24 protein-coding genes and 6 tRNA genes are annotated in these 25,354 nt (G+C 68.4%); 26 read left to right on the top strand and 4 right to left on the bottom strand.

Going from position 1 to position 25,354, the window contains the following annotated elements; genetic code table 11:
• Positions 1-2: 2 nt before the first annotated feature.
• Positions 3-1,286 (top strand): metallopeptidase family protein, encoded by a 1,284-nt coding sequence (locus A176_RS24195; protein ID WP_002637327.1) that lies wholly within the window; start codon positions 3-5, stop codon positions 1,284-1,286.
• A 5-nt stretch (positions 1,287-1,291) separates the two neighbouring features.
• Entirely contained in the window at positions 1,292-2,479 is a 1,188-nt protein-coding gene (locus A176_RS24190; protein WP_002637328.1) for a class I SAM-dependent rRNA methyltransferase, read from the top strand.
• Between the two features lie 26 nt (positions 2,480-2,505).
• Here the strand turns inward: A176_RS24190 and A176_RS24185 are convergent, their stop codons facing one another.
• Both A176_RS24185 and A176_RS24180 read right to left on the bottom strand, forming a co-directional pair.
• Positions 2,506-3,003, bottom strand: a complete 498-nt coding sequence (locus tag A176_RS24185; protein WP_002637329.1) for a hypothetical protein — start codon at positions 3,001-3,003, stop codon at positions 2,506-2,508.
• A gap of 16 nt (positions 3,004-3,019) precedes the next feature.
• Positions 3,020-3,502, bottom strand: coding sequence for a hypothetical protein (locus A176_RS24180; protein ID WP_044890943.1), 483 nt, complete (start codon positions 3,500-3,502; stop codon positions 3,020-3,022).
• Between the two features lie 127 nt (positions 3,503-3,629).
• Here A176_RS24180 and A176_RS24175 point away from each other — a divergent pair, with 127 nt between their 5' ends.
• The 4 genes from A176_RS24175 (at position 3,630) to A176_RS24160 (ending at position 8,329) form a co-directional block, all read left to right on the top strand.
• A complete protein-coding gene (locus A176_RS24175; protein ID WP_002637331.1) occupies positions 3,630-5,705 on the top strand; it encodes an ATP-dependent helicase in 2,076 nt (691 codons plus the stop codon).
• Between the two features lie 212 nt (positions 5,706-5,917).
• A complete protein-coding gene (gene rplM / locus A176_RS24170) occupies positions 5,918-6,364 on the top strand; it encodes a 50S ribosomal protein L13 (RefSeq protein ID WP_002637332.1) in 447 nt (148 codons plus the stop codon).
• 14 nt (positions 6,365-6,378) lie between these two features.
• Positions 6,379-6,780 carry a 30S ribosomal protein S9 gene (gene rpsI / locus A176_RS24165; protein WP_002637333.1) on the top strand — a complete coding sequence of 134 codons (402 nt, stop codon included), beginning with the start codon at positions 6,379-6,381 and terminating at the stop codon, positions 6,778-6,780.
• Between the two features lie 130 nt (positions 6,781-6,910).
• Complete coding sequence (locus A176_RS24160) at positions 6,911-8,329, top strand: type IV pilus twitching motility protein PilT (protein WP_002637334.1); 1,419 nt, start codon at positions 6,911-6,913, stop codon at positions 8,327-8,329.
• Between the two features lie 115 nt (positions 8,330-8,444).
• Here the strand turns inward: A176_RS24160 and A176_RS24155 are convergent, their stop codons facing one another.
• Complete coding sequence (locus tag A176_RS24155) at positions 8,445-9,182, bottom strand: hypothetical protein (protein WP_002637335.1); 738 nt, start codon at positions 9,180-9,182, stop codon at positions 8,445-8,447.
• Positions 9,183-9,217: 35 nt separating this feature from the next.
• On the opposite strand from A176_RS24155, the gene A176_RS24150 reads away from it, so the two are divergent.
• From A176_RS24150 to A176_RS24085, 14 genes are all read left to right on the top strand, one after another.
• The gene (locus tag A176_RS24150; RefSeq protein ID WP_002637336.1) at positions 9,218-9,724 is read left to right on the top strand and encodes a regulatory protein RecX; all 507 of its coding nucleotides are present in this window, start codon (positions 9,218-9,220) and stop codon (positions 9,722-9,724) included.
• A gap of 10 nt (positions 9,725-9,734) precedes the next feature.
• Positions 9,735-10,511, top strand: coding sequence for an outer membrane protein assembly factor BamD (locus A176_RS24145; RefSeq protein WP_044890963.1), 777 nt, complete (start codon positions 9,735-9,737; stop codon positions 10,509-10,511).
• Positions 10,508-11,212, top strand: coding sequence for a hypothetical protein (locus A176_RS24140; RefSeq protein WP_002637338.1), 705 nt, complete (start codon positions 10,508-10,510; stop codon positions 11,210-11,212). Before A176_RS24145 ends, A176_RS24140 begins: the two co-directional genes overlap by 4 nt.
• Before the next feature lie 39 nt (positions 11,213-11,251).
• Positions 11,252-11,974 (top strand): tetratricopeptide repeat protein, encoded by a 723-nt coding sequence (locus A176_RS24135; protein WP_002637339.1) that lies wholly within the window; start codon positions 11,252-11,254, stop codon positions 11,972-11,974.
• A 5-nt stretch (positions 11,975-11,979) separates the two neighbouring features.
• Positions 11,980-12,918, top strand: coding sequence for a DUF4388 domain-containing protein (locus A176_RS24130; protein ID WP_002637340.1), 939 nt, complete (start codon positions 11,980-11,982; stop codon positions 12,916-12,918).
• A gap of 57 nt (positions 12,919-12,975) precedes the next feature.
• Positions 12,976-14,034, top strand: coding sequence for a selenide, water dikinase SelD (gene selD, locus A176_RS24125; RefSeq protein WP_002637341.1), 1,059 nt, complete (start codon positions 12,976-12,978; stop codon positions 14,032-14,034).
• A 50-nt stretch (positions 14,035-14,084) separates the two neighbouring features.
• Positions 14,085-14,894: an N-acetylmuramoyl-L-alanine amidase family protein gene (locus A176_RS24120; protein ID WP_002637342.1), complete on the top strand. Its 810-nt coding sequence runs from the start codon at positions 14,085-14,087 to the stop codon at positions 14,892-14,894.
• A gap of 88 nt (positions 14,895-14,982) precedes the next feature.
• A complete protein-coding gene (gene rph / locus A176_RS24115) occupies positions 14,983-15,696 on the top strand; it encodes a ribonuclease PH (RefSeq protein ID WP_002637343.1) in 714 nt (237 codons plus the stop codon).
• Entirely contained in the window at positions 15,693-16,286 is a 594-nt protein-coding gene (rdgB, locus tag A176_RS24110) for an RdgB/HAM1 family non-canonical purine NTP pyrophosphatase (RefSeq protein WP_002637344.1), read from the top strand. The genes rph and rdgB overlap by 4 nt, the downstream gene beginning before the upstream one ends.
• A 76-nt stretch (positions 16,287-16,362) precedes the next feature.
• A tRNA-Pro gene (locus A176_RS24105) sits at positions 16,363-16,436 on the top strand.
• 36 nt (positions 16,437-16,472) lie between these two features.
• Positions 16,473-16,549: transfer RNA gene (locus tag A176_RS24100), tRNA-Arg, on the top strand.
• A gap of 159 nt (positions 16,550-16,708) precedes the next feature.
• Positions 16,709-17,116: a hypothetical protein gene (locus A176_RS24095; protein WP_002637345.1), complete on the top strand. Its 408-nt coding sequence runs from the start codon at positions 16,709-16,711 to the stop codon at positions 17,114-17,116.
• Positions 17,117-17,246: 130 nt separating this feature from the next.
• Positions 17,247-17,320: transfer RNA gene (locus A176_RS24090), tRNA-His, on the top strand.
• Between the two features lie 23 nt (positions 17,321-17,343).
• A tRNA-Arg gene (locus tag A176_RS24085) sits at positions 17,344-17,417 on the top strand.
• An 85-nt stretch (positions 17,418-17,502) separates the two neighbouring features.
• On the opposite strand, the gene bet is transcribed toward A176_RS24085, so the two are convergent.
• Positions 17,503-18,633 (bottom strand): phage recombination protein Bet, encoded by a 1,131-nt coding sequence (gene bet / locus A176_RS24080; protein WP_044890942.1) that lies wholly within the window; start codon positions 18,631-18,633, stop codon positions 17,503-17,505.
• Between the two features lie 385 nt (positions 18,634-19,018).
• Here bet and A176_RS24075 point away from each other — a divergent pair.
• The 6 genes from A176_RS24075 to A176_RS24050 all read left to right on the top strand — a co-directional run bounded on the left by A176_RS24075 (position 19,019) and on the right by A176_RS24050 (position 25,167).
• Positions 19,019-19,091: transfer RNA gene (locus A176_RS24075), tRNA-Lys, on the top strand.
• A 103-nt stretch (positions 19,092-19,194) separates the two neighbouring features.
• Positions 19,195-19,276 (top strand) — tRNA-Leu (locus A176_RS24070).
• 106 nt (positions 19,277-19,382) lie between these two features.
• Complete coding sequence (gene tig, locus A176_RS24065; protein WP_044890962.1) at positions 19,383-20,660, top strand: trigger factor; 1,278 nt, start codon at positions 19,383-19,385, stop codon at positions 20,658-20,660.
• Between the two features lie 21 nt (positions 20,661-20,681).
• On the top strand, positions 20,682-21,302 hold the full coding sequence (gene clpP / locus A176_RS24060; protein ID WP_002637348.1) for an ATP-dependent Clp endopeptidase proteolytic subunit ClpP: 621 nt from the start codon (positions 20,682-20,684) through the stop codon (positions 21,300-21,302).
• 220 nt (positions 21,303-21,522) lie between these two features.
• Entirely contained in the window at positions 21,523-22,806 is a 1,284-nt protein-coding gene (clpX, locus tag A176_RS24055; RefSeq protein ID WP_002637349.1) for an ATP-dependent Clp protease ATP-binding subunit ClpX, read from the top strand.
• Between the two features lie 195 nt (positions 22,807-23,001).
• Positions 23,002-25,167 carry a prolyl oligopeptidase family serine peptidase gene (locus A176_RS24050; RefSeq protein ID WP_082282812.1) on the top strand — a complete coding sequence of 722 codons (2,166 nt, stop codon included), beginning with the start codon at positions 23,002-23,004 and terminating at the stop codon, positions 25,165-25,167.
• Positions 25,168-25,354 lie beyond the last annotated feature (187 nt).

The raw sequence follows: 25,354 nt of genomic DNA, 5'->3' as shown, positions 1-25,354 counted from the left end.
GCATGCACGTCCCTGCTTCCAGCGCACGGAGTGTTGCCGTACCCTGGCGGCCCATGTCGCGGCGCGGTCTGCTCGCCCTCTGTCTCCTCCTCGTAGCGTGCAAGCGCGGCGCTCCCGCGGCCGAAGCGCAGGCTCCGTCATGTCCGGCCGAGCCCACCGCCAGCGCGCCCGCGGGTGCGGCGTCCCACTCCAGTGTGCGCCCCGGGCCACTTCCCGAGGACGCCACCCACCGCGTGCAGCCCCTCGCCGTGTGCAAGTCGGACGGCGCGGCCCCGCTGGACGCGTCGCGTCGCTACTTCGAGGACGGCCGCTTCGAGGAGGCGCTGTCCTGCGCCGCCCAGGCCGCCGCGTTGGAGCCGGACCTGGCCGCGGCCCACGCCGAGCGGGGCGTGGCGCTGGCCGCCCTGGGCCGCGAGACGGAAGCGCAGCTCGCCTATGCGCGAGCGCTCGCCATCGACCCGGGGGACCCGTCCGCGCTGTTGGGCTCGGCCCACCTGTACGCCGTGCAGCTTCCGTCCACGCGGGAGCGGGACGAGCTGGGTGCCCTCTACGCCGAGCGGGGCCTGTCCCAGCCCAACACGCCCCCGGAGCTGATTCCCCACCTCGCGCTGGTGGCCGCCATGGCCTTCAACGATTTGGGGCAGGCGGAGTCTTCGCTGGCGCACTCGGCCATCGTCCTGGCGCGCAACCCCGGCAGCCGTGAGGCCCTCTACGAGCGAGCCCTGGCCCTCTTCGAGCTGTGCCGCTTCGGCGACGCGCGCACCACCTTCGCCGGCCTCGTGGACGACCCCGAGCGCGCCGCGCACGCCCACCAGCACCTGGGCCTGCTGTTGGAGCGCGAGGGCAAGTGGAAGCAGGCGCAGGTCCACTTCGAGAAGGCGCGCGCGCTGGCGCCAGACGACTTCCCGGAGCCGCCGCTGCCCTCGGAGGAGGATTTCCGCGCCGAGGTCCTCAAGGCCGTCGCGGCGCTGCCCAAGGACATGCGCGGGGACCTGAACGGCGTGCCCGTCACCGCGGAGGAGCTGCCCGCGGACGCGGACCTGCTGGCCAACCAGCCGCCGCTGTCGCCCACCATCCTGGGCCTTTTCCGAGGGCCGCCGCTGAGCGAGCCCTGCGACGGTTCCGAGACGCCGTGCCGCTCCGTGGTGCTCTACCGCCGCAACCTGGCGCGGGCCGTCCGCACGTCCGAGGAACTTCGTGAGCAGATCCGCGTGACGTTGCTGCACGAAATCGGGCACCTTCGCGGCGAAGACGATGAAGAGCTGGCCGCGCGCGGCCTGGAGTGAGCCTGATGCCCCCCCCTGCAGCCCTGCCCGTCGCGCGCGTCACCCCCAAGGGTGCCCGCTCGCTGCGGCACTTCAATCCCTGGTTGTACCGCACCGAAATCGCCGCCCCTCCCGACGTGAAGGGCCCCGGCGCGGTGGTGCTGGTGGTGGACTCCCAGGGCAACCCCATTGGCCAGGCCCTCTACGCCCGCCGCTCGCCCCTGGCCCTGCGCCTGTTGACGCGCAAGTCGCCCGCCGACGAGCCGGTGGACGACGCCTTCTTCCGCCGCCGCCTGGAGGCCGCGTTGGCGCGCCGGGCATACCTGTCCGGCCGTGACGGCCTGCGGCTGGTGCACGGCGAGGCGGACCAGCTCCCCGGCCTCTTCGTGGACCGCTACGGCAAGGGCCTCACGCTCCAGACGCTCTCGGAAGGGATGGACGCGCGCAAGGAGACGCTGGCGAAGATGCTGGTGGAGCTCACGGGCGCCACCCACGTCATGTGCCGGGACGACGCCTCCGGCCGCGACTTCGAGGGCCTGCCGCGCGAGGCGCGCCTGCTGCACGGCGAAGGCGCCGCGCGCTTCACCTACCACGAGGGGGAGAACCGCTTCGAGGTCGACCTCCAGGGCGACATGAAGACGGGCGCCTTCCTGGACCAGGTGGACAACCACCTGCGCGCCGGCGAGCTGGCCCGCGGCGACGCGCTGGACCTCTTCAGCTACCACGGCGGCTTCGCGCTCTCGCTGGCCCGCACCTGCACGTCCGTGCTCGCGGTGGAGCAGGACGAGAAGGCCGCCGCGCGCGCGAAGGCGAACGCCGAGGCCAACGGCCGCGCCAACGTCACGGTGGAGAACGCCAACGCGTTCGACGTGCTGCGCCGCTTCGACACCAGCGGGCGCCGCTTCGACACCGTGGTGTTGGACCCGCCCGGACTGGCCAAGCGCCGCGAGGGCATGGCCACCGCGCTGCGCGCCTACCACGAGCTGAACCTGCGGGCCTTCCGCTGCCTCAAGCCGGACGGGCTGCTCGTCACCTGCTCCTGCTCGGGCAAGCTGGACCGCGCGGCCTTCGAGGAGATGGTGCTTTCGGCCGCCGCGGATGCGAAGCGGCCGGTGCAGATTCTGGAGCGGCGGGGCGCGGGGCTCGACCACCCGGTGCTCGCCGGGTTGCCGGAGACGGAGTACCTGAAGGCCCTCTACGTGCGCGCCCTCTAGTTTGGAGGCGGACAGGGGGCTGGGGCCTACGGAATCCCCAGCTCCTTGCGCAGCCGGCCCACGACCTTGAAGTACTCGGTCCGGGGGAAGGGGACGTTGAGGATGTGGAAGTCCTTCTTCGACAGGCCCACGCACCCGAAGCAGTAGTTGCAGTCCTGGAGGTTGCGGCACAGCACCAGGTACGCGCTGGTGGAGCAGTTCTCGCTCTGGACGCAGTACGCGCAGGCGTTGCAGCTCTTGCAGTCCACGCAGTGCGAGCAGTTGTTGCACAGCTCGCACCGGGTGCAGTGCGTGCACGTGAAGCAGCTATCGCAGTCCTTGCAGAACATGCAGTTGGCGCAGCGCTGACAGCCCTCGCACGCGTAGGAGCCCGGGTTGCCCGGGTCGGCCGCGAAGCCCTTGGTCAGCTTCTGGAACTGCTCCAGGAACTCCCGCTTGCCCAGGGTGGACACCACCTCGCGCGCCGCCTTCTCCTGCACGACCAGGTCCGCCTTCTCCGGCCGCGTTCCTTTGTCCTTCACCACCGGGACCACTCCTTCATCAGTTCGGGGCGGGCTTCAGGCGAGCCAGTCCCGCGAGGTCGATGCCGCGCGCCACGCGGCGCACCTCCACCGTACCCGGAAATCCCCGGCTGGTGACGGCAACCACGTAGCGCCCCCCCACCAGGAGGTTTGCTTCGGCCATGGACTCCTCGGCGTCGTACCGCACGAAGCCCACGGCGTCGTCCAGGAGGATGGGGGCGGCGGGGTCGCTGGCAGCCCGCCCCTGGGCCCGGGTGGCCGCCTCGCGGATGGCATTGCCGATGCGCTCCCCCATGGTGGTGTCCACGATGCGCACCTTCACCTCGCGGCCCTCACCTCGGGTGTAGAGCCGCTCCGCCTCGGAGACGGACACCTCGCCGTACTTGCCGGTGGAGCCCTGGGTGTGCGCCACCGTGAAGCCGTCCAGCCTCTCGGGGAGGAAGGGCGTCAACCGCTTGAAGTACACGCAGGGCGCGCTCTCCGCCGCCACCACCGGTGTCACCTCCCGGGGCGTGCCGGACTCGCCAAGGCAACCCGTGCCCAGGACGAGTGCGAGAAAAGCGCCAGAGCGCTTGGGGAAAAAAGAGTCGCGCACGAACGAATCAAAGGGTATCCCCGCCCCGCGCGCAATGGACCTCTCGAAGCTCAATCCTCCGCAGCGCGAGGCCGTGGTCACCCTCGAGGGACCGCTCCTCGTGCTAGCAGGCGCTGGCAGCGGCAAGACTCGCGTCATCACCCACCGCATCGTTCACCTGCTGAACGAGCGGCCGGGCCTCATCATGGCCCGCAACATCCTCGCGGTGACCTTCACCAACAAGGCCGCCACGGAGATGAAGGAGCGCCTGGTCCACATGGCCGGGCCCCGTGCGCAGGGCGTGCTGGTCTGCACCTTCCACGCCTTTGGCGCGGAGATGCTCCGCGAGGACATCCACCGCCTGGGGTGGCCCAAGAAGTTCGCCATCGCCGACATGGGCGACCAGCTCGCCAACATCCGGCGCGCCATGCGGGAGCACAAAATCGACGACCGCGCGTTCGACGCGCGCAAGGTCCTGGGGCTCATCTCCAAGGCGAAGAACTCCGGCAAGACGCCGGAGCCCAAGCCGGAGGGGATGGGGGATGACTACGACCTCATCACCCACATGGTGTACCCGGACTACCAGCTCGGGCTGAAGGCCCAGGGCTCGGTGGACTTCGATGACTTGCTGCTGCTGCCCGCGCGCCTCCTGCGCGAGCACCCGGACCTCTACGAGAAGTACACCAAGCGCTTCCGCTTCCTGCTGGTGGACGAGTTCCAGGACACCAACACCGCGCAGTTGGACCTGCTGAAGCTGCTCGCGGGCCGCTCTCGCAACGTGTGCGCGGTGGGCGACGACGACCAGTGCATCTATTCGTGGCGCGGCGCGGAGGTGCGCAACATCCTCGACTTCGACCGCCTCTTCCCGGGCGGGAAGGAAGTGCGGCTGGAGCAGAACTACCGCTCCGTCCAGACGGTGCTGGACGCGGCCAACGCCGTCATCGCGAAGAACCCCGAGCGCAAGGCCAAGCAGATGTGGACCGACCGCAAGGGGGGCGTGAAGGTGAAGGTGGTGAACTGCCCCAACGACGAGGAGGAGGCCCGCTTCGTCGCGCATGAAATCCAGAAGCACATCGCGCTGGGCATCAGCGCGGATGACATCGCGGTGCTCTACCGGACCAACGGCCAGGCCCATCCGGTGGAGGAGACGCTGCGCGAGAAGCAAATCGCCTACGAGGTGGTGGGCGGCAGCGAGTTCTTCGACCGGCGCGAGGTGAAGGACGTCATCGCGTACTTCAAGGTCATCGTGAACAAGCTGGACGAAATCTCCCTCATGCGCATCGTCAACGTGCCCTCGCGGGGCATTGGCGACGTCACCATGGAGCGGCTCCAGGTGCACGCGCGGGGAGAGGGCGTCACGCTGTGGACGGCGATGCGCAAGGCCACCGAGTACGAGGACCTGCCGCCGGGCGCCGGAGGCCGGGTGGCGGAGTTCGTGGAGCTGGTGGAGCGCTACCGGGCCGCCTACGAGCACGGCCAGCTCGCCACCGTCACGACCAAGCTCCTGGAGGAGATTGGCTTCCGCGAGGCCACCCGCGCCCACGCCACCAGCGCCACCGCCGCGGACAAGAAGCTCAAGGGCGTGGACGGCGTGCTCAACTCGCTGGAGAAGTTCGAGAAGCGGGAGGGCCCCAAGGCCAGCCTGCTGACGTACCTCAACCGCCTGAGCCTGGACACCCGGCAGGAGGAAGAGGAAGTCCCAGGCGCCAACCGCCGCGTCACCCTGATGACGGTGCACGCCTCCAAGGGCCTGGAGTACCGGCTCGTCTTCTTCATCGGCATGGAGGAGGACCTGATGCCCCACGGGGGCATGCAGGGCGAGGCGCAGAACCTCGAGGAGGAGCGCCGCCTCTGCTACGTGGGCATCACCCGCGCCAAGGAGGTGCTGTACCTCACCCGCGCCGCCACCCGCGTGAAGCGCGGCAAGGAGGTCCCCCGGACCCCCTCGCGCTTCCTGGAGGACCTTCCCCCGGAGGTGGTGGAGTTGGTGTCCCTGGACGCGCCGCGCGAAGGACCTCCCACCACGGAGGAGAAGAACTTCTTCGCCAACCTGAAGGAGCGCTTCAAGAAACCCGGGATTCCCGGGACTCCGCCGGGCGGCGCCGGGCCTTCCGGGGGAGCCGCCCGGTAGCTTGGTGCCCCGAGGGGGCATCCTCGGGGGGCAGGTCCGGGAATCCGGACGTCCGGTGCGGTGCGACCTTGACTTGATCCGCCACACCCACTAGGACGGTCGGCCTTTCCGGGCCTCCGTGAAGTTTTCACGGTCGACCCGTGGTTGAATCAAGCACGAGCAGCGGCCCCTGGAATGCACACGGCGGCCGCGAGAAGTCTGGAGTGCACGAAATGTCGCAGAAGACCTACAGCGCGAAGGCTGGGGACATCAAGCGCCAGTGGCACGTCATTGACGTGTCCGACAAGGTGCTGGGCCGCGCGGCGAGCCAGATTGCCACCCTGCTGAAGGGCAAGCACAAGGCCATCTACACGCCGTCCATCGATACCGGCGACCACGTGGTCGTCATCAACGCCGACAAGGTGAAGGTGACGGGTACGAAGGAGCAGGACAAGATGTACTACCGGCACCCGCGAGCGGGTTTCCCGGGCGCCCTGAAGATCACCAACCTGGCCAAGCTCCGCCAGCGTCACCCCGAGGACATCGTCATCAACGCCGTGCGGCGCATGCTTCCGCGCAACGCGCTGGGCCGCCAGATGATGACGAAGCTGAAGGTGTACGCAGGTGACACGCACCCGCACGCGGCCCAGAAGCCGGCCGCGTTCGAGGTCGAGGCGTAAGGGAGACAACGTCCATGCCCATCAACCAAGATCTCGGTTTCTACGCCACCGGCCGCCGCAAGGAAGCCACCGCCCGCGTCTGGATCCGTCCCGGCACTGGCCTGGTCACCGTCAACGGCCGCGAGCTGAACGCGTACTTCGGCCGTGAGACGTCGAAGATGATCCTCAATCAGCCCCTCGAGATTCTCGAGCAGAAGGGCAAGATTGACGTCACGGTCAACGTCAAGGGTGGCGGTCTCTCCGGCCAGGCCGGCGCCATCCGTCACGGCATCGCCCGGGCGCTGTGCTCCTTCAACCCGGAGTTCCGTCCGGCGCTGAAGAAGGCCGGCTTCCTCACCCGCGATGCTCGCGCGGTCGAGCGCAAGAAGTACGGCCAGCCGGGCGCGCGTCGCCGGTTCCAGTTCTCCAAGCGCTAAGCAGCTCGCTCAGCGGTTGGGCTGTTCTCACGGCGGGGGTCCTCTTCGAGGGCCTCCGCCGCTGTGTTTTCGGGGTCCTTGAAGCCCCATCGCATGTGCTGGCGAGCGTCTGGTAGCATTCCGCTCGCTCATGGAACTCAACGAGATCCTTCAGATCGCCCTGCGCGGCGGTGCCTCCGACATTCATCTCAAGGCAGGCCTGCCGCCCATGTTCCGCGTGGACGGCTCGCTGGTTCCGCTGAAGGACGGCCGCCGCCTCCCTCCCGAGGAGGTGGCTCGCATGGCCTTCGGCATCATGAACGAGTTCCAGAAGGAGAAGTTCAAGTCGAGCAACGAGGTGGACCTGGCCTACGGCGTGCCGGGCCTCGGGCGCTTCCGCGTGAACGTCTTCCAGCAGCGCGGCACGGTGGGCGCCGTGCTCCGTGTCATCCCGTTCAAGGTGATGACCATCCAGGACCTGCTCTTGCCGCAGATTCTGGCCAAGATTTGTGGCGAGGAGCGCGGCCTGGTGCTGGTGACGGGCACCACGGGCTCCGGCAAGTCCACCACGCTGGCGGCGATGATCGACCACATCAACGCCAACGAGACCAGCCACATCATGACGATTGAGGACCCCATCGAGTTCCTCATTCGGGACAAGCGCTCCATCGTGAACCAGCGCGAGGTGGGCGTGGACACGATGAGCTTCTCGCAGGCGCTCAAGAGCGCGCTTCGCCAGGACCCGGACGTCATCCTCGTGGGCGAAATGCGCGACCATGAGACCATCGAAACGGCGCTCCACGCCGCCGAGACGGGCCACCTCGTGATGTCCACGCTGCACACCCTGGACGCCACGGAGACCATCAACCGCATCGTCTCGGCCTTCCCGCCGCACCAGCAGAAGCAGGTGCGCCTCCAGCTCGCGAGCGTGCTCAAGGGCGTGGTGTCCCAGCGTCTGGTGCCGCGCGCGGACGGCAAGGGCCGTGTGGCCGCCGTGGAGGTGCTGCGCGTCACGGCGCGCGTGCGCGAGCTCATCGAGGACAAGGACCGCACGAAGGAGATCCACGACGCCATCGCGCAGGGCACGGACTCCTACGGGATGCAGACCTTCGACCAGTCGCTGATGAGCCTGGTCCGGCAGGGGCTCGTCACGTACGAGGAGGCTCACCGCCAGGCGTCCAACCCGGACGACTTCGCGCTGCGCTTCTCCGGCATCAGCGGGACGTCGGACTCCAAGTGGGACAACTTCGACGCGAAGCCTGGCGATTCGCGGCCCATCCCGGGCTCCTCAGCGTTCGCGCAGAAGGGGGCGCCCACGGGGGCTCCGGCGCCGCAGGCCGCGCCAGCTCCGGCGCCCATGGCCCAGCCGATGCGCCCGGCGGCTCCGGCACCTCAGGCGATGCGTCCCGGTGCTCCGGCCCCGCAGGCCATGCGCCCGGGAGCGCCCGCGCCCGGCATGCCGGTGGGGCGTCCCATGGCGCCTCCTCCCGCGGCGCGTCCGCCCGCGCCCGCTCCGGCCCCCGCTCCGGCGGCGGGTGGGGACGACGACTTCCAGATCGAACGCTTCTGACCACGCGTCGAGGCGCCCGCCCGGGAATGGGGCAGGGCGCCTGTTCGGCTCCGCCTCGCATCCGCGTGTTCAGAGCGCCCGCCCAGGAATGGGGCAGGGCGTCCACGCACACGCGCTACGCGTCGTCTTCACCCAGCAGCGCGCGCAGCCGGGACAGGCGGATGGGGCCGACGAGGCCCTCCTTGGACAGCGCCTGGAGCAACTGCGCGGTGGCCTGCACCTTGGCCTCCTGCTCCTCCTCGGGCCGGTCCACCACCTCCGCGTCGAGCACCGCCTCCATGTGCTCGGGGTTGATGGGCGCGGGGCCTTCCGACCAGGCGATGTCGAACAGTGCGCGGGCCATGCCCTCGCGAACCTTCCGCTCGGCGTCATTGGCGGCGCCCTTCACGAACGTGAGGAAGAGCGCGTCCACGGCCTCCTTGGTGAGCGCGGCCAGCGCGGGCACCTCGCCCAGCGCCTCCTTCACGTACTCGCCGTCGAACGCGTCCACGTCCTGCTCGTAGCCGAACGCCTCCTCCAGGAGGATGGACGCCAGGAAGGCATCCGTCTCCTCCGGGCTGGCGCCTTCCTCGGCCAGGGCCTCGCGAGCCTTCTGCGCGGGCTCGGCGAGGGTGGTGTCCTCCGCCAGCGCCCGGACGGCGGCGTGGGCCGCCAGCAGCACCAGCGAGGCCTGCGCATCGGTGGACAGGACGCGGCCGCCCACGCCCAGCAGCACGGACTTGTGCTTCGGGTTCGCGGAGGCGGCGTCGGTGAACGCCTTCTCTTCGGCGGAGAGCTCTCCGCCCGACTGCTGCTTTTGAAGCGTTTCCCGAGCGACGTCGGCGGCGAGGAAGCGAGCGAGTACGGGGTGCATGGCTGCGCCTGTTACCACATGCTAGGTATCCCGCCATGCATCCGGAGGACGAAGGGCCCGACGCTGTTCGCCGTGCCACGGACGCGTGTCTCAAGCTCCTGTCCATGCGCGGACGCAGCCGCCACGAGCTGGACCAGGCCCTGACCCGAAAGGGCTTCGAGGCGCCGGTGCGCGAGGCCGCGCTCACCCGCGTGAAGGGCTGGGGCTACCTCGACGACGAACGCTTCGCCCGCGAGCGCGCCGCGCTGCTCCTGGGCCGTGGCCGCCTGGGGCCCGCCGCCGTGGAGCACCGGCTGCGGGCGCACGGCTTGGAGGAGGGGACGGCCCAGCAGGCCATCGCCGAGGCCCGGGACGCGGTGGCCTTCGACGCGCTGGCCGCGGCGCGGGCGGTGCTGGAGAAGCGGGGGCTGCTCGGCCGGCCGCTCACGGCCAAGGAGCGGGCGCGCGCCGGACGGCTCCTGGACAGCCGGGGCTTCGCGGAGGACGTCATCTACCGGTTGCTCGGCGAAGCTTCGCTGGACCCCTCGGGGCCGGAGGAATAGCGTGATGGCGATGCGTTCCGCCGTCGCCTTTCTGTCCGCCTTCCTGATGTTCGGTTCCGGGTGTGCCTCCCTCACGCAGGGACAGGCCGGTGAGCCCGATTACGCCGCCCTGGCCGATGAGAACCTCCGGCTCGGTGGCGAGGCCCTGGAGAACAAGGACTTCTTCCGCGCCCAGAAGTACTTCGAGTACGTCCGGACGAAGTTCCCATACCAGGAGGCCGCCCGCGAAGCCGAGCTGCGCCTGGCGGACCTGGACTTCGAGCGCGAGGCCTTCCCCGAGGCCAAGGAGCAGTACCAGGCCTTCATCAAGCTCCACCCCACGCACGCCAAGGTGGACTACGCGGCCTTCCAGTCCGCGATGACGCACGTGAAGGCCTACCCCTCCGAGTTCTTCGCCCTGCCGCCGTCCAAGGAGAAGGACCAGGGCGAAATCCGCTCCGCGCTGGTGGCCATGGAGGAGTTCCGCCGCCAGTACCCGAACTCGCAGTACGCGAACGACGCCAAGGTGCACTGGGAGGACGCCCGGCGCCGGCTCGCCTCGCATGAGATGTACGCGGCGGACTTCTACGAGTCCCGCGAGCGCTGGAAGGCCGTGGTCCAGCGCCTGGAAGGCCTGCTGCGCCGCTACCCGGGCACGGAGTACGAGGAGCGGGCCCTGTTCAACCTCCACGCCGCGTACCTGAAGCTCAACGAGACGGAGAAGGCGCAGGACACGCTGCGCCAGGTGCTGCGCCGGCTGCCCGGCACGCCCGCCGCGGAGCGGGCCCAGCGTATGCTGGGCTCGTGAGAACCACCCAGGACTGGAGCCGCTTTGGCGGCGGTCTCATCGTGCTGTTGGCGTTGGGGGGCACCCTGGCCCTCTTCGCCCCGCGCATCCTGGGCGCCGCGGCCGGCCCCGAGCTGGAAATCATCACCGCGCTCAAGGAGACGGAGACGGAGGGCCTGTCGCTGGGTGTCCCTGGCGCGCCTCAGCCGTTGAAGTCCAGCAAGCACCGCTTCGCGCGCATCACCGTCAACGTGGAGCCCGGAGGCCAGCGGGCGGAAGCCTTCGCCACGCTCGATTTCGAGGGCACCCTGGGGGAAACCCGGGTAGGCACGGCGGGCGTGGAGCGGGTACCCTTCGTCACGCGTGGAGGCTCCTGGGTGCCGGAGACGTCGGCGGCGCCCCGGCTCCAGGCGGTGGTGACGGCGTTGGAGTCCCGGCGCAGGGCGCTCCAGGCGGCGGATGCGGCGGCGATGGAGCGGCTGGCGGGCCCGGACACCCCGGGCGTGGGCGGACCGGAGTGGGAACACCTGCAACAGGTCCGTGCGCGTGGCTACCGGGCGGAAGCATGGTACGTCCGGTTGGAGCGGGACGACGCGGTCGTCACGGAGCATTGGCGCCTCCAAGGGGCGCTGCCGGCGCGGCCGGTGGATACGCGGGGCCAGCGGCAACTGTCGTTGTCGTGGCGTGGTGATGAATTCTTGTTTTCTCCCAGCCTCATGTAGGCTGTTCGTCTCGGAGGCAGGGCCCTGGCGGGCCGATTCATGGAAGAGCCCCTCAAGCAGCTACTGACCCTCGGGCGCGGCTACTTCGAGAAGAAGCAGTACGCGCAGGCCGAGCAATACCTCGCGAAGATCGTCGAGCAGAATCCGACGTTCGCGGACGTATTCAACATGCTCGGCATCATCTACCACGACCAGGGGCAGTTCGCCCGGGCGCAGCGCGCGTTCGAATCCGCGCTGAAGCTGAACCCCGCCTACACCGAGGCGGCGCTCAACCTGGCCGTCATCTACAACGACATGGGGAAGTACGCCGAGGCGAAGGAGGTCTACCAGGCCGCCCTGTCGCAGCAGAAAGGCGGCCCCGGCGAGCTCGACCCCTACGTCGAGAAGAAGATCGCCAACATGTACGGCGAGATTGGCGACGTCTTCGCGTCCAGCGGCGTGTGGGCGAAGGCCATCGAGGAGTACCGGCGAGCGCTCGCGCTGTGTCCGCAGTTCGTGGACATCCGCCTCAAGCTGGGCAACGCCCTGCGTGACGCGGGGGACAACGCGGCCGCCATCCTGGAATACGAGCAAGTCATCACCCAGAACCCGGCGTTCCTGCCGGGGCACATCCAGTATGGCGTCGCGCTGTACTCCGCCGGGCGTCGGGCGGAGGCGGTGCGGGTCTGGGAGGACGTGCTGGCGCGCAGCCCCGACAACAAGAGCGCGCAGATGTACCTCAACCTGGTGAAGGACCCCGGCAAGGCGGAGCAGGCTGGCTGACGACCATGGACACCCAAAAGACCTACGCCCTCAAGTTCATCTCTGGGAAGTACCAGGGCGGCGAATTCCCGCTGAAGGCGGACAAGCAAATCGTCATCGGCCGCTCCAGTGAGCTGGACATGGTGCTCGTGGAGGACATGGTCTCCCGCAAGCACGCGCGCATCAGCTTCTCCGATGGGAGCATCACCATCGAGGACCTGGGCTCCACCAACGGCACCTTCGTCAACGGCGAGAAGGTCAAGCAGTCGCGCCTGAAGGAGGGGGACCGCATCCTCATTGGCACCTCCATCCTCAAGCTCGTGCACCAGGGCGCCGAAGGCGCCAGCGTGGACGAGGGCACCGCCCGCCTGAAGCTGGAAGAAGCCGCCGCGGCCCAGGCCGCCCGGACGACGAACAAGGCCAGCTCCATGACGGGGAAGATCGAGGAGATTCCCCTCCCGGACCTGCTCCAGTTGTTCCACACGTCCAAGAAGAACGGCGTGCTGGTGGTGCAGCGCAGCGACCAGGAAGGGCGCATCTACCTGCGCCAGGGCCGCGTGTACTACGCCGTCATCGGCGAGAACCACAACCTGGGCCCCCAGAAGAGCTTCAACCGCATCATCACCTGGGAAGAGGGCGACTTCGAGCTGCGCCCGGCGGAGAACCAGGAGTTCATGGTGGAGCTGGACTCGTCCACCGAGGCGCTCCTCATGGACGCGCTCCGCCAGTTGGACGAAATCAAGCGCCTGCAGCCGAACCTGCCGACGGCGGACGCCTCGCTGGTGGTCTCCTCGCCGCTGACCCCGCCGCTGCGGGAGCTGGCGCCGGAGCTGCTGGACGTGCTGCAACTGGTGCACAACTACGGCTCGCTGAACTCGGTGATGGACCACGCGGACGCGGATGACGTCGTCACCGCCGAGGCCGTGGTGCAGTTGCTCAAGCGGGACTACATCCGCGCGGCGTAAGTCCGCGCGGCAGGGGAGTGGCGGCACGTGGCTTCACGGCGGAGTGGGGGGAGCACCATGGCTGAGGCGAAGGCGGTGAAGTCGAAGCGCCTCACGGAGATGAGTCACTGCGCGGGGTGCGCGGCCAAGCTGCGCGCCTCCGACCTGGCCCAGGTCCTGGGCGGGTTGAAGTCCGCCAAGGCCTCCCAGGCCCTGGTGGGCTTCTCCACCAATGACGACGCCGCCGTGTACAAGCTGGCGCCCGGCATGGCGGTGGTGGAGACGGTCGACTTCTTCCCGCCCGTGGTGGACGACCCGTTCCAGTTCGGCGCCATCGCGGCGGCGAACGCCCTGTCGGACATCTACGCCATGGGCGCGCGTCCGCTCTTCGCGCTCAACCTGGTGTGCTTCCCGGACGAGCTCCCGCTGAAGGTGCTGTCGAAAATCCTCGCGGGCGGCCAGTCCAAGGCGGACGAGGCGGGCATCCCCATCCTGGGGGGCCACAGCATCCGCGACGCCGAGCCGAAGTTCGGCATGGCCGTGACCGGCGTGGTGCACCCGAAGAAGGTGCTCACCAACGCGGGCGCGAAGCCGGGCGACGTGCTCTTCCTCACCAAGCCGCTGGGCTCGGGCATCGCCACCACCGCCATCAAGCGCGGCGTGGCGTCCAAGGAGCTGACGAAGCGGGCCCTGGGCGTGATGACCACGCTCAACCGCGCCGCCGGTGAGGTGTTCGCCTCCGGGAAGTTCAAGGTGAACGCCCTCACGGACGTGACGGGGTACGGTCTGCTGGGCCACCTGTTGGAGATGATGACCGCGGCGAAGGTGCGCGCGTCGTTGGACCTGGAGCGCATCCCCCTCATCGCGGACATCCCCGCACTGGCGGAGGAGGGCGTCGTCCCCGGGGGCACGAAGTCGAACCTCGACCACGTGCGCAAGAAGGTCCGCTTCCCCGAAGGGCTGCCCGAGTGCATCCAGTGGGTGCTCGCGGACGCGCAGACCAACGGCGGACTGCTGGCCAGCGTCCCCGCGCGTCAGGCGCTCAAGGCCCTCAAGGCGTTTGAAGCCGCCGGGGTGGACGCGGCGTTGATTGGCGAAGTCCAGGCGGGCAAGCCGGGCATCGACGTGGTGGGCTGAGGCCCGGATTTCGCTCCGGGGGCCGGGCTCCAGTAGCATGCGCTCCCAGCATGCCGTCGCCGCGCCGCCCCCTCCTCGGCCTCCTGTCGTTGCTCTGGCTGGTCCCCGTCATCGCCGGGGCGGCGGAGCGTCCCGCGCGCATCATCATCGACCCGGGACATGGCGGCGCGAAGGAGGGTGCCAAGGGCCCCGGCAAGCTGCGCGAGAAGGACGTCGCCCTCCAGATTTCGCTCCGCCTCCGGGACAAGCTCGAGGCCGCAGGCGGCGACGTGTACCTGACGCGCGAGCAGGATGCCCTGGTGACGCTGACGGAGCGCGTGGCGTGGACCAACGACCACAAGCCCGACCTCTTCATCTCCGTCCACGCCAACTCCATGCCCACCAAGAAGATGCGCGCGCGCACCGAGGGCATCGAGACGTACTTCCTGTCCGCGAACGCGTCGGGTGACGCCGCGCTCGCGGTGGCGGACCGGGAGAACGCGGAGGCGCCGATGTCGCGCGCCGCGCGCACGGACTCCACGCTGGCCTTCATCCTCCAGGATCTGGCGCGCACGGAGGCGCACGCGGACTCTTCCCGCCTGGCCTACGCCATCCACCCGCGCCTCATCCGGAGCACCCGCGCGGCGAACCGGGGGGTGCAGCAGGCGCCCTTTTTCGTCCTCTCCGGCGTGGAGTGCCCAGCCGTCCTCCTGGAGGTGGGCTACATCTCCCATCCGGTGGAGGGCCCTCGGCTGGGCCGGCCGGAGTATCAGGAGAAGCTGGCCGCGGCGATTACGGAGGGCGTGCTGGCCTTCCTGAAAGAGACGCGGCGCAGGGACGCCGTCCGGGGGACCGAGGTGGCGGGCCCCGTGTCGCCCTGAGTGCACCAGCGCCACGGCAATCGACACCCACGTGGCGTGGCTCTGGTAGAGAGGGGGGACGCTCGTCCTCATTTCCCAGGAGCCTGCTGTGCGTTCCTTTCAACGTGGTGCGCTGGACCTTCGCCCTGTCATCCTCACTCCCGGTGTCTCCCGCTATGCGGAGGGCTCGGTCCAGGTCGAGTTCGGCCACACCAAGGTCCTGGTGACCTGCTCCACGGAGGAGCGCGTGCCGCCGCACCTGATGGGGAAGGGCACCGGCTGGGTGACGGCGGAGTACGGCATGCTGCCGCGCGCCACGCACTCGCGGAACCAGCGCGAGTCCGCCAAGGGCAAGCAGACGGGCCGCACCATGGAAATCCAGCGGCTCATCGGCCGCTCGCTGCGCGCCGCGGTGGACCTGTCCACCCTGGGCACGCGCACCCTCACGCTGGACTGTGACGTGCTCCAGGCGGACGGCGGTACGCGCACGGCCTCCATCACCGGGGCCTACGTGGCGCTGGTGCTGGCGCTGCGCTCGCTGCAGAAGGCCGGCACGCTGTCCAAGATGCCCAAGCTCACGCCGCTGGCGGCGGTGTCCGTGGGCATCGTGAAGGGCGAGGTCCGCGTGGACCTGGATTACGACGAGGACTCCACCGCGGACGTGGACCTGAACCTGGTGGCCACCGCGGATGGGCGCATGGTGGAGCTGCAGGGCACCGCCGAGCACCAGCTCTTCGACCGCAAGGCGCTGGACGCCATGGTGGACGGCGGGCTCGCCGCCATCCAGCGGCTGACCGCCGCGCAGGCGCAGGTGCTGGGATGACGGTGAAGCCCCGGCTGCTGTTCGCCACCACGAACAAGGGCAAGCTGCGCGAGCTGCGCGGCCTCGTCGGAGACGCCGTGGAAGTGGTGTCCCTGTCGGACCTGCCCCCCGTGCCCGAGCCCGCAGAGGACGGCGCCACGTTCGAGGAGAACGCGGTGATGAAGGCCCGTGCCTACGCGGACGCCACGGGGCTGCTCACCCTGGCGGACGACTCCGGCCTGTGCGTGGACGCGCTGGACGGACGGCCCGGCGTGCAGTCCGCGCGGTATGCCCCGGGGGATGACCGGGCCCGCTACGAGAAGCTGCTGACCGAGCTGACCGGGGTGCCCGATGAAAAGCGCACCGCGTCCTTCCGCTGCGCGCTGGCGCTGGTTCGGCCCGGGGGAGGGGAGGCGAAGGTGGAGGTGGGCCAGTGCAACGGCCGCATCGGCCACGCGCCCAAGGGCAGCCACGGCTTCGGTTATGACCCCGTCTTCATCCTCCCGGGGGGAGACCGGGCCCTGGCGGAGCTGACGCCGGAGGAGAAGTCGGCCATCTCCCATCGGGGAAAAGCCTTTCAGAAGATGAAGCCTCACCTGCTGGGCTTGTAGCCGTTCGGAATGCGAGGCCGTCAGTCACGTCGGCCTTGCGCGTCCGTTCGGGATGGTTCAACAATGCCGGACTTCTCGGGGCGTAGCGCAGCCTGGTAGCGCACCTGCCTTGGGCGCAGGGGGTCGGAGGTTCGAATCCTCTCGCCCCGACTTGAAGTGCAGCATCGGAAGCAGGCGGCCCGGCCAGCTCCAGTAGCTCAGCTGGATAGAGCACCGACCTTCTAAGTCGGGGGTCGCAGGTTCGAGTCCTGCCTGGGGCGCCAACTTATCCGCCTGAAAGCCTTGAGGAAATGCCGTCGCCCGCAAGGGCGGCGGCACCTACTCGGCAATCGTTTCCCATCCTCTTCCGGTGTCGAAAGCGGAAACTCCCGCTGTGGCCTACCTTGGCGGGCGCTGTAGGCTGCGGGGATGGGTGGTTCTAGATGAACGCGAATCTCAAGGGCGTCGGCTTGATCCTCGGCGTCATCTTCTTGCTGGTCATGTTGGGGCAGTTCCTGGGCGCTCGAAACACGGCGAGCGCCATCGAGGGCACCCCGGCTCCGGCGCGTGTCGAGCGGGCGGCAAGCGGCTCGTGCATCATTGGCTTCAAGAGCAGCAGTTGTTTCGAGCTGACGCTGAGCGTTCATCCGCCCCAGCAGGCGGCCTTCACGACGAAGCTCGACGTGAACATCCCCAACCAATGGACTTCCCGCGTCCAGCCCGCGTCCTGGGTGATGGTCGTCGTCGACCGCGAGGACCCGTCCAAGGTGGGCCTCGATTTGGATGCGTTCGAACTGCCGCCTCCGACGCCTCCGCCCGAATCGGCGTCCGCCGCGAGCGCGGCCCCGTAGCGGAGACGCTCACGAAAAGGCGTCAGATTCCGATGAGTTGGCCGTTGTAACATTTGGGCCTTGTCACGGTCCTGGTTTCCACGGTAGGGAAGCCGCCGCTTCAAACGCCGTTCGCGGTAAAGCTGTAACGGCGGCCATAGCTCAACTGGTTAGAGCGCCGGACTGTGACTCCGGAGGTTACCGGTTCGATCCCGGTTGGCCGCCCTTCTTTACCCGCCCTTGAATTTGCGTTCGTAGCTCAACTGGATAGAGCACCGGGCTTCGAACCCGGGGGTTGGGGGTTCAAGTCCCTCCGAGCGCGCACCTTCCAGCAGGTTGAAGCAGGAACGCCCCGCCACTTTCGCAGCGGGGCGCCCCCTCACGACCTTCCGGTTATCCGTCTCACCTCAAGCGTCGTGAGCCGCGCCATTTCCGGCGCCGCTCTTCGTCGCGGGCACCCGGCAGCGCAGCTCCGTCTCCGCCTCCAGCGCGAGCAGGTTCTCCCGCATCGCCTTGGCCCAACGTGCGCGGGGCTGCTCCATCAGCTTCTCGTTCGCCAGGTCGATGGACTCGCTCAGCTCCTCGTCGGAGAGCTCGGAGGCCGTCTTTCCCTTGTGGGGGCCGAACGCCACCACCACCGCGCTCGGCTTGGGGCGCGGCGCGGGCTCCGGCGTGGCGACAGGTGGTGCCACCGGCTCCCGCTGGGGATCCGCCGCGGTAGGCGCCGCCTCCAGGGGGGACTCACGGGGGCGCTTGGGCGGGAGCGGCACGTCGATGTCCAGTTGCGCCGCCGCCTGCTGCGGACGGGGCTCCTGGGACGCCAGCGGAGGGAAGGACGCCTTGAGGGGGCCGGGCTTGGAGCCCAGCACCTCGTAGGAGCCGCCACCGTGCTCGTCGGAGTGTGACTCGTAGTCCTCGGCGGGCATCTCCTCCCGCACGTAGAGTCCGCCGAAGGCCTCGGGGTACGCCTTGCGCAGGGCCGCCACACGGGCGCACTTCTCGATCATCGTCGTGGGAATCTTGGACCACAGCGGCGTCTGCTGAACGTAGCCGCTGAAGTCCAACCACACGACGACGGGCAGCTTGTCCTCCCGCACCACGCGGGCCCAGGCGCCCACCAGCGCGCCCTTCCGCTTGGCGGGATTGAACCGGTGCACCACCTCGCCCCGGCCCTGGTCCACGACGATGTCGTCCTCGGCGAACACCGCGCTCGCTTGGATGCCCTTGAAGTCAGGGAAGCGCTCGGCGCGTGCGAGCATCCCGGCCTCGGAGGGTTGGAACTCGTACTTCGTCACCCAGTTGGGCCGCTCGCGGTTGCCGGTGTTCTGCCGGCGCGCCACGCAGAAGGCCTCCTTGAGGAGCGGGTCCAGGCCGCTGCGCTTGCACTGCTCGATGAAGAGGGCGAACTCATCCTCGCTGATGCCGCGAGGGCAGATGGTCCGCTTCACGAGCTCCACGCGCTCACGGCTCCAGCCGGCCTGGTGAGCGCCCTGGCTGGCCGCCGTTCCATCCGCCTTCTGTTGGGGGTTGGCTTCCATCACTGTCTTCTCCTGCTACGTCCTGCGCGAAAAGGGCGGACGACCTCCGTCCGCCCGCATGGTGGCCGCGGGGTGCTCGGTGCTTTCGAGATGACCGACCGCGAGCCGTCACACGCCCGCCGTCCCGCTGGGCGGGAGCAACAGCGTGCTACAGGCGATGTTGAACATCCGGGTGGGGCGCTCGCTTCACATGCCTGCGTCGCGTGTCAGGGCTGGCCGAAGGGCATCCGAACCAGCGGCATCCCGCGGCGGGAGAACGGCGCGACGATGATCGACACGGACGGGAATGAACGGGGCTGCGAAAAAACGCTTTGACACAGCCGACGGCGTTCTGTAGTTACCGCGCCACCTGGACGCCGCGCAGGCGGCGCACCGGGGCAGTGACGGGAGCGTAGCTCAATTGGCAGAGCAATGGACTCTTAATCCATAGGTTGTGGGTTCGATTCCCTCCGCTCTCACTGTGAGGCCCCTCCAGAAATGGAGGGGCCTTTTGTTTTTGTGGCCTCTGCCGTCCCGCGAACGTTTCGCGGTAAGACGGTGCAGCGCACGACGACGCGGCCCGGGCGGGTGGCGAAACTGGTAGACGCGCCAGACTTAGGATCTGGTACCGCAAGGTGTGAGGGTTCGAGTCCCTCCTCGCCCATTTCGCGTTGACCCGTTCGTGCCTATCCCCTAAAGGCGCACGTCCCACTATTCCGGCACCGCCCGAAAGCGACGCTCTGTCCATGGCGGTGGCGAGCGAGGCCCGCATGAAGGTCCAGGTCGAAGAGCTTTCTCCCATCGAGAAGAAGCTCTCCATCGAGGTCGACGATGCCCGCGTGGCGGAGGAACTCTCCCGCGCGTACTCCAACCTGGGCCGCCAGGTGCGGCTGCCGGGGTTCCGTCAGGGCAAGGTGCCTCGTCGCATCCTCGAGCAGCGCTTCCGCGGCCAGGTCGAGGACGAGGTCATCCAGCGCGTGGTGCAGAGCGCGTACGTGGAGGCCATCCGCGAGCACAACGTGGAGGTCGTCGCCACGCCCCAGGTGACCAACTCCGGTCTCAAGGCCAACACCCCGTTCACCTTCGAGGCGCGCGTCGAGGTGAAGCCCAAGGTGGAGGCCAAGGACTACGTCGAGCTGCCCCTGGCCAAGTCCGAAACCGCCGTCACCGACGAGCAGGTGAACGAGCAGCTCGAGCGCATGCGCCAGTCCCTGGCCCGCCTGGAGCCCGTCACCGACCGCGACACCGCCGCCTCCGGCGACTACGCCACCGTGGACTTCGACGCCACCGTGGACGGCCAGCCCTTCACGGGCAGCAAGGCCGAGGGCATCACCGTGCAGGTGCAGCCCGGTGAGCTCGTGGAGTCGAAGATCGCCGGCCTGGAGGGCGTCAAGGTGGGCGAGTCCAAGGACATCGACTACGCCTTCCCCCAGGACTACCGGGTGGAGGAGGTGCGCGGGAAGACGGCGCGCTTCCACATCACGCTCAAGGCCGTGCAGAAGGAGATCGTTCCGGAGCTGAACGACGACTTCGCCAAGGAGTCGGGCATCGCCCAGTCCCTGGACGAGCTGCGCACCAAGGTCCGCGAGGACATGGAGAAGGCGCGCAAGTCCCAGGTGGAGGGTGAGGAGCGCGAGGCGCTGATGAAGGCGCTGCTGGAGCGCAACACCTTCGACGTGCCCCGCGCCATGGTGGAGCGGGCCATGGACTCCATGCTCCGCGGCGCGCTGCAGCAGCTCCAGCGTTCCGGCGTGGACCCCCGCCAGCTCAACCTGGACTTCAACCGCCTGCGCGAGGACATGCGCGAGAAGGCCCTCCAGGAAGTGAAGGGCACGCTGCTCTTCGAGTCCATCGCTCAGAAGGAGGGCATCCAGGCCTCCGACGCGGACGTGGACGCCCGCATCGAGCAGCTCGCCACCGAGGCGGGCCAGCCGGTCGCCGTGGTGCAGAAGTACTTCAAGGGCGCCGACGAGCGGCTCGGGTTGTCTCTCCGACTGAGAGAGGAAAAGACGATTGAATTCCTGAGGAGCCGGGCGAAGTATTCGTAAGGTTCTCTCACCGAGGTCGACATGCCCTTCATGCCCGTTCCCTACGTCATCGAGCAGACCCACCGGGGTGAGCGCTCGTACGACATCTACAGCCGGCTCCTGAAGGACCGCATCGTGATGCTGGGGACGGAGATCGACGATGACGTCGCCAACGTCATCGTCGCCCAGTTGCTGTTCCTGGAGTCGGAAGACCCGGACAAGGACATCAACCTCTACATCAACTCGCCGGGCGGCTCCGTCACGGCGGGCCTCGCCATCTACGACACCATGCAGTACGTGAAGTGTCCGGTGTCGACCATCTGCGTCGGGCAGGCGGCCTCCATGGGGGCCGTCCTGCTGCTCGCCGGTGCGAAGGGCAAGCGCTACGCCCTGCCTTCCAGCCGCATCATGATTCACCAGCCCCTGGGTGGGGTGCGCGGTCAGGCCACGGACATTGAAATCCAGGCCAAGGAAATCCTGCGGATGAAGGCGAAGCTCAACGAGCTCATCGTCAAGCACACCGCACAGTCCATTGAACGTGTCGAGAAGGACACGGACCGCGACTACTTCATGGGTGCTTCGGAGGCGAAGGCCTACGGCATCATCGATGAGATCCAGAATCCCCGGAAGGTCGTGGGGCTGGGCAAGGAAGAGAAGAAGTAGGCGAATTGCCGAGGCTTCGGAGCCTCGGCTGGCAGCCGGAGCCGCGGGAATGCGCCCCCGCGACTCCGGCTTTCTGCTTTCTGCGTCATGGCACGGCCCCTGTTAAGTACCCGGAAGGCGCGTGGACGTTCCGGACGGGGGCTGACTAGATTGGTCCCGAGCCAGGAACGGGGTGGGTGGAGTTCGGGGTTGGGGCCTTTCAGGCGCAGCGAGGGACGAAATGGCGGGCAAGAACGTGGAGAAGCGAGACAACCAGACCCTCTGCTGCTCCTTCTGTGGAAAGTCACAGAAGGAGGTCAAGAAGCTTATCGCGGGGCCAACGGTCTACATCTGCGACGAGTGCATCGGGCTCTGCAACGACATCATCGCGGAGGAGATCGACCGCGAGGAGACGAAGGACACCAAGCTGCGCATCCCCCGGCCCTCCGAAATCAAGGCGGTGCTGGACGAGTACGTGATTGGGCAGGAGCGGGCGAAGAAGACGCTCTCCGTCGCCGTGCACAACCACTACAAGCGCATCGAGTCCAAGGTTGCGATGGAGGACGTGGAGCTGCAGAAGAGCAACATCCTTCTGCTGGGGCCCACAGGTAGCGGCAAGACGCTGCTGGCGCAGACGCTGGCGCGCATCCTCAACGTGCCCTTCACCATCGCTGACGCCACCTGCCTCACCGAGGCCGGCTACGTGGGCGAGGACGTGGAGAACATCATCGTCAACCTGCTGCAGGCCGCCGACCACGACATCGAGCGGGCCCAGCGCGGCATCGTCTACATCGACGAAATCGACAAGATTGCCCGCAAGTCGGAGAACCCCTCCATCACCCGCGACGTCAGCGGCGAGGGCGTCCAGCAGGCGCTGCTCAAGCTCATCGAAGGCACGGTGGCCAACGTTCCGCCCAAGGGGGGCCGCAAGCACCCGCAGCAGGAGTTCCTGCAGGTGGACACCACCAACATCCTCTTCATCTGTGGCGGCGCCTTCGGCGGCCTGGACCAGGTGATTGAGCGGCGCATGGGCGGCCGCAGCCTGGGCTTTGGCGCGGACGTGCAGTCCAAGAAGCAACGCAGCCTCACGGAGCTGCTCAAGCACGTGGAGCCCGAGGACCTGCTGAAGTTCGGCATGATTCCGGAGTTCATCGGCCGCCTGCCCATCATCACCGCGCTGGAGGAGCTGGATGAGGCCGCCCTCATCAACATCCTCAACCAGCCGAAGAACGCGCTCACCAAGCAGTACCGCAAGCTCTTCGAACTGGACGGGGTGACGCTGAAGTTCACCGACGGCGCCCTCAAGGCCATCGCCAACGAGGCCATCCGCCGCAAGGCGGGCGCCCGTGGCCTGCGCTCCATCCTGGAGTCGGCCATGCTGGACGTGATGTACGAAATCCCGTCCCGCAAGACGGCGCGCGAGGTGCTCATCTCCGAGGAAGTGATTCTCAGGAAGAGCGAGCCGGTGGTGCTCCACGCGCAGGCGGAGAAGGACGCCGCGGAGCCGAAGAAGGAATCCGCCTGACGCCAGGGGCCCCCTGAGGGCCCGGGCGTTGGCGGGTTGACGGGGCGCGTCACGGACCACCGACAGGTGGGCCGGGCGCGCCCCTTTCGTCAGGGAGGGGCCAGGCTGCGTTCGCCCCTCCACACTTTTTGTGGGACGGGCGGGGGCCTTTCTGTATGTGCTGGGCCCATGAGAAAGCTGCTCGTCCCCGCCTTGATGTCGCTCGCGGCGTGTGCCTCCCAGAAGGAGGCGGCGCGCGAAGAGCTTCCCGCGGCAGCCTCCGCGGCCCCCGTTCCCGAGGAGTCCCCTCGCATGTCACACCCGGCAACCCGGGCGGAGCAGATTGTCGACACCTTGCACGGCGTCCAGGTGGCGGACCCGTATCGCTGGCTCGAGGACGAGAAGGCCCCCGAGGTCCAGGCGTGGATGAAGACGCAGGACGCGCACGCCCGCGAGCAGCTTGGGAAGTTCCCTGGCCGTGAGGCGCTGCACAAGCGCTTCACCGAGCTGTTCTACACCGACTCCATCTCCACGCCGTCCCGCCGCGCCGGGCGCTTCTTCTACTCGCGCACGCACAAGGACAAGGAGAAGAGCATCCTCTACTGGCGCCAGGGTGAGAGCGGCCCGGAGAAGGTGCTGCTCGACCCGAACACCTGGAGCAAGGACGGCACCGTGTCGCTGGGCACCTGGTCGGTGTCCTGGGACGGCAAGAAGGTGGCCTTCGCCCAGAAGCCCAACGCCGCGGATGAAGCGGTGCTGCACGTCATCGACGTGGACTCCGGCGAGTGGTCCAAGGTCGACGTCATCGAGGGCGGCAAGTACGCCTCGCCCAAGTGGACGCCCGACAACAAGGGCTTCTATTACGAGTGGCTGCCCACGGATTCGTCCATCAAGGTGGACGAGCGCCCCGGCTACACCACCATCCGCTACCACACGCTGGGCACCGAGCCGGCCAAGGACGCGGTGGTGCACGAGCGCACGGGGGATCCGACGACGTTCCTCCAGAGCGACCTGAGCCGCGACGGCAAGTACCTCTTCGTCTACATCCTCCGCGGCTGGAGCGAGAACGACGTCTACTGGAAGCGCCCGGGCGAGAAGGACTTCCGCCTGCTGGTGAAGGGCGTGGGCGCCAAGTACGAGGTGCAGGCCTGGAAGGACCGCTTCTACGTCCTCACGGACGAGGGTGCCCCGCGCCAGCGCGTCTTCGAGGTGGACCCGGCGAAGACGGCCCGCGCGTCGTGGAAGGAAATCGTCGCGGAGGACGCCGTGGCCGCGCTGCAGTCGGCGCACATCGTCGGCGGGCACCTGGCGCTGGAGTACCTCAAGGACGCCACCACCGAGGTGCGCGTGGCCACGCTGAAGGGCAAGCCGGTGCGCACGGTGCAGTTGCCGGGCGTGGGCGCCGCGTCCAACCTGGTGGGTCTGGAGGACCTGGACGACGCCTACTTCGTCTTCACGTCCTTCACCACGCCGCGGCAGATCTACAAGACGTCCGTCAGCACCGGGAAGTCCGAGCTCTGGGCCAAGGTGGACTTGCCCATGAACCCGGAGCAGTACAAGGTCGACCAGGTCTTCTACACGTCCAAGGACGGGACGAAGGTGCCCATGTTCGTGGTGCACCGGAAGGACCTGGCGCTGGACGGCAACGCGCCCACGCTCCTGTACGGCTACGGCGGCTTCAACGTGAGCATGGAGCCCACCTTCCGGGCGAGCATCCTGCCCTGGCTGGACGCGGGCGGCGTGTACGCGGTGGCCAACCTGCGCGGTGGTGGTGAGTATGGCAAGGCGTGGCACGACGCCGGCCGCCTGGACAAGAAGCAGAACGTCTTCGACGACTTCCACGCCGCGGCCGAGCACCTGGTCCAGGCGAAGTACACGCAGCCCAAGAAGCTGGCCATCTACGGCGGCAGCAACGGCGGCCTGCTGGTGGGCGCGGCCATGACGCAGCGGCCGGAGCTCTACGGCGCGGTGGTGTGCGGCGTGCCCCTGCTGGACATGGTGCGCTACCACCTCTTCGGCAGCGGCCGGACCTGGATTCCGGAGTACGGCACCGCGGACAAGGCCGCGGACTTCAAGACGCTGTACGCCTACTCGCCCTACCACCACGTGAAGGCGGACGTGCGCTACCCGGCGCTGCTGATGATGGCGGCGGACCACGACGACCGGGTGGACCCCATGCACGCCCGCAAGTTCGTGGCGGCGGTGCAAAACGCCACGGGCAACCAGGCCCCGGCGCTGCTGCGCATCGAGGCCAATGCGGGCCACGGCGGCGCGGACCAGGTGGCCAAGTCCATTGATTCGAGCGTGGACCTGTATTCGTTCCTGTTCCATGCCCTGGAGGTCCAGGGGGCACAGGGTGGGGTGGCTGCGCAGGGCCGCTGACACTCCAAGCGGACGCCCGAGGGAGCCTCGGGTGTTCCCTTGATGGCACGACGCCGTTCCCCAATCTTGAGCCGGGGAACGGCGCCGCGAATCGCCGTGTTATAGAACTGCTTCATCCCGTACGAATGCTCGGCGAGCGAGCAGACGGGCAACTCTTCTAGGGGCCTGATTCATCCACGGCCCGCAG

Origin of the sequence: Myxococcus hansupus (assembly GCF_000280925.3) — a bacterium.
Lineage (GTDB): Bacteria > Myxococcota > Myxococcia > Myxococcales > Myxococcaceae > Myxococcus > Myxococcus hansupus.
This window is presented reverse-complemented; position numbering and strand designations above follow the sequence as displayed.

Coding starts and splice junctions, on each gene's coding strand:
- A176_RS24195 (WP_002637327.1), top strand. CDS start 3: ATGCACGTCCCTGCTTCCAGCGCACGGAGTGTTGCCGTACCCTGGCGG.
- A176_RS24190 (WP_002637328.1), top strand. CDS start 1,292: ATGCCCCCCCCTGCAGCCCTGCCCGTCGCGCGCGTCACCCCCAAGGGT.
- A176_RS24175 (WP_002637331.1), top strand. CDS start 3,630: ATGGACCTCTCGAAGCTCAATCCTCCGCAGCGCGAGGCCGTGGTCACC.
- rplM (WP_002637332.1), top strand. CDS start 5,918: ATGTCGCAGAAGACCTACAGCGCGAAGGCTGGGGACATCAAGCGCCAG.
- rpsI (WP_002637333.1), top strand. CDS start 6,379: ATGCCCATCAACCAAGATCTCGGTTTCTACGCCACCGGCCGCCGCAAG.
- A176_RS24160 (WP_002637334.1), top strand. CDS start 6,911: ATGGAACTCAACGAGATCCTTCAGATCGCCCTGCGCGGCGGTGCCTCC.
- A176_RS24155 (WP_002637335.1), bottom strand. CDS start 9,182: ATGCACCCCGTACTCGCTCGCTTCCTCGCCGCCGACGTCGCTCGGGAA.
- A176_RS24150 (WP_002637336.1), top strand. CDS start 9,218: ATGCATCCGGAGGACGAAGGGCCCGACGCTGTTCGCCGTGCCACGGAC.
- A176_RS24145 (WP_044890963.1), top strand. CDS start 9,735: ATGCGTTCCGCCGTCGCCTTTCTGTCCGCCTTCCTGATGTTCGGTTCC.
- A176_RS24135 (WP_002637339.1), top strand. CDS start 11,252: ATGGAAGAGCCCCTCAAGCAGCTACTGACCCTCGGGCGCGGCTACTTC.
- A176_RS24130 (WP_002637340.1), top strand. CDS start 11,980: ATGGACACCCAAAAGACCTACGCCCTCAAGTTCATCTCTGGGAAGTAC.
- selD (WP_002637341.1), top strand. CDS start 12,976: ATGGCTGAGGCGAAGGCGGTGAAGTCGAAGCGCCTCACGGAGATGAGT.
- A176_RS24120 (WP_002637342.1), top strand. CDS start 14,085: ATGCCGTCGCCGCGCCGCCCCCTCCTCGGCCTCCTGTCGTTGCTCTGG.
- rdgB (WP_002637344.1), top strand. CDS start 15,693: ATGACGGTGAAGCCCCGGCTGCTGTTCGCCACCACGAACAAGGGCAAG.
- A176_RS24095 (WP_002637345.1), top strand. CDS start 16,709: ATGAACGCGAATCTCAAGGGCGTCGGCTTGATCCTCGGCGTCATCTTC.
- bet (WP_044890942.1), bottom strand. CDS start 18,633: ATGGAAGCCAACCCCCAACAGAAGGCGGATGGAACGGCGGCCAGCCAG.
- tig (WP_044890962.1), top strand. CDS start 19,383: ATGAAGGTCCAGGTCGAAGAGCTTTCTCCCATCGAGAAGAAGCTCTCC.
- clpP (WP_002637348.1), top strand. CDS start 20,682: ATGCCCTTCATGCCCGTTCCCTACGTCATCGAGCAGACCCACCGGGGT.
- clpX (WP_002637349.1), top strand. CDS start 21,523: ATGGCGGGCAAGAACGTGGAGAAGCGAGACAACCAGACCCTCTGCTGC.
- A176_RS24050 (WP_082282812.1), top strand. CDS start 23,002: ATGTCGCTCGCGGCGTGTGCCTCCCAGAAGGAGGCGGCGCGCGAAGAG.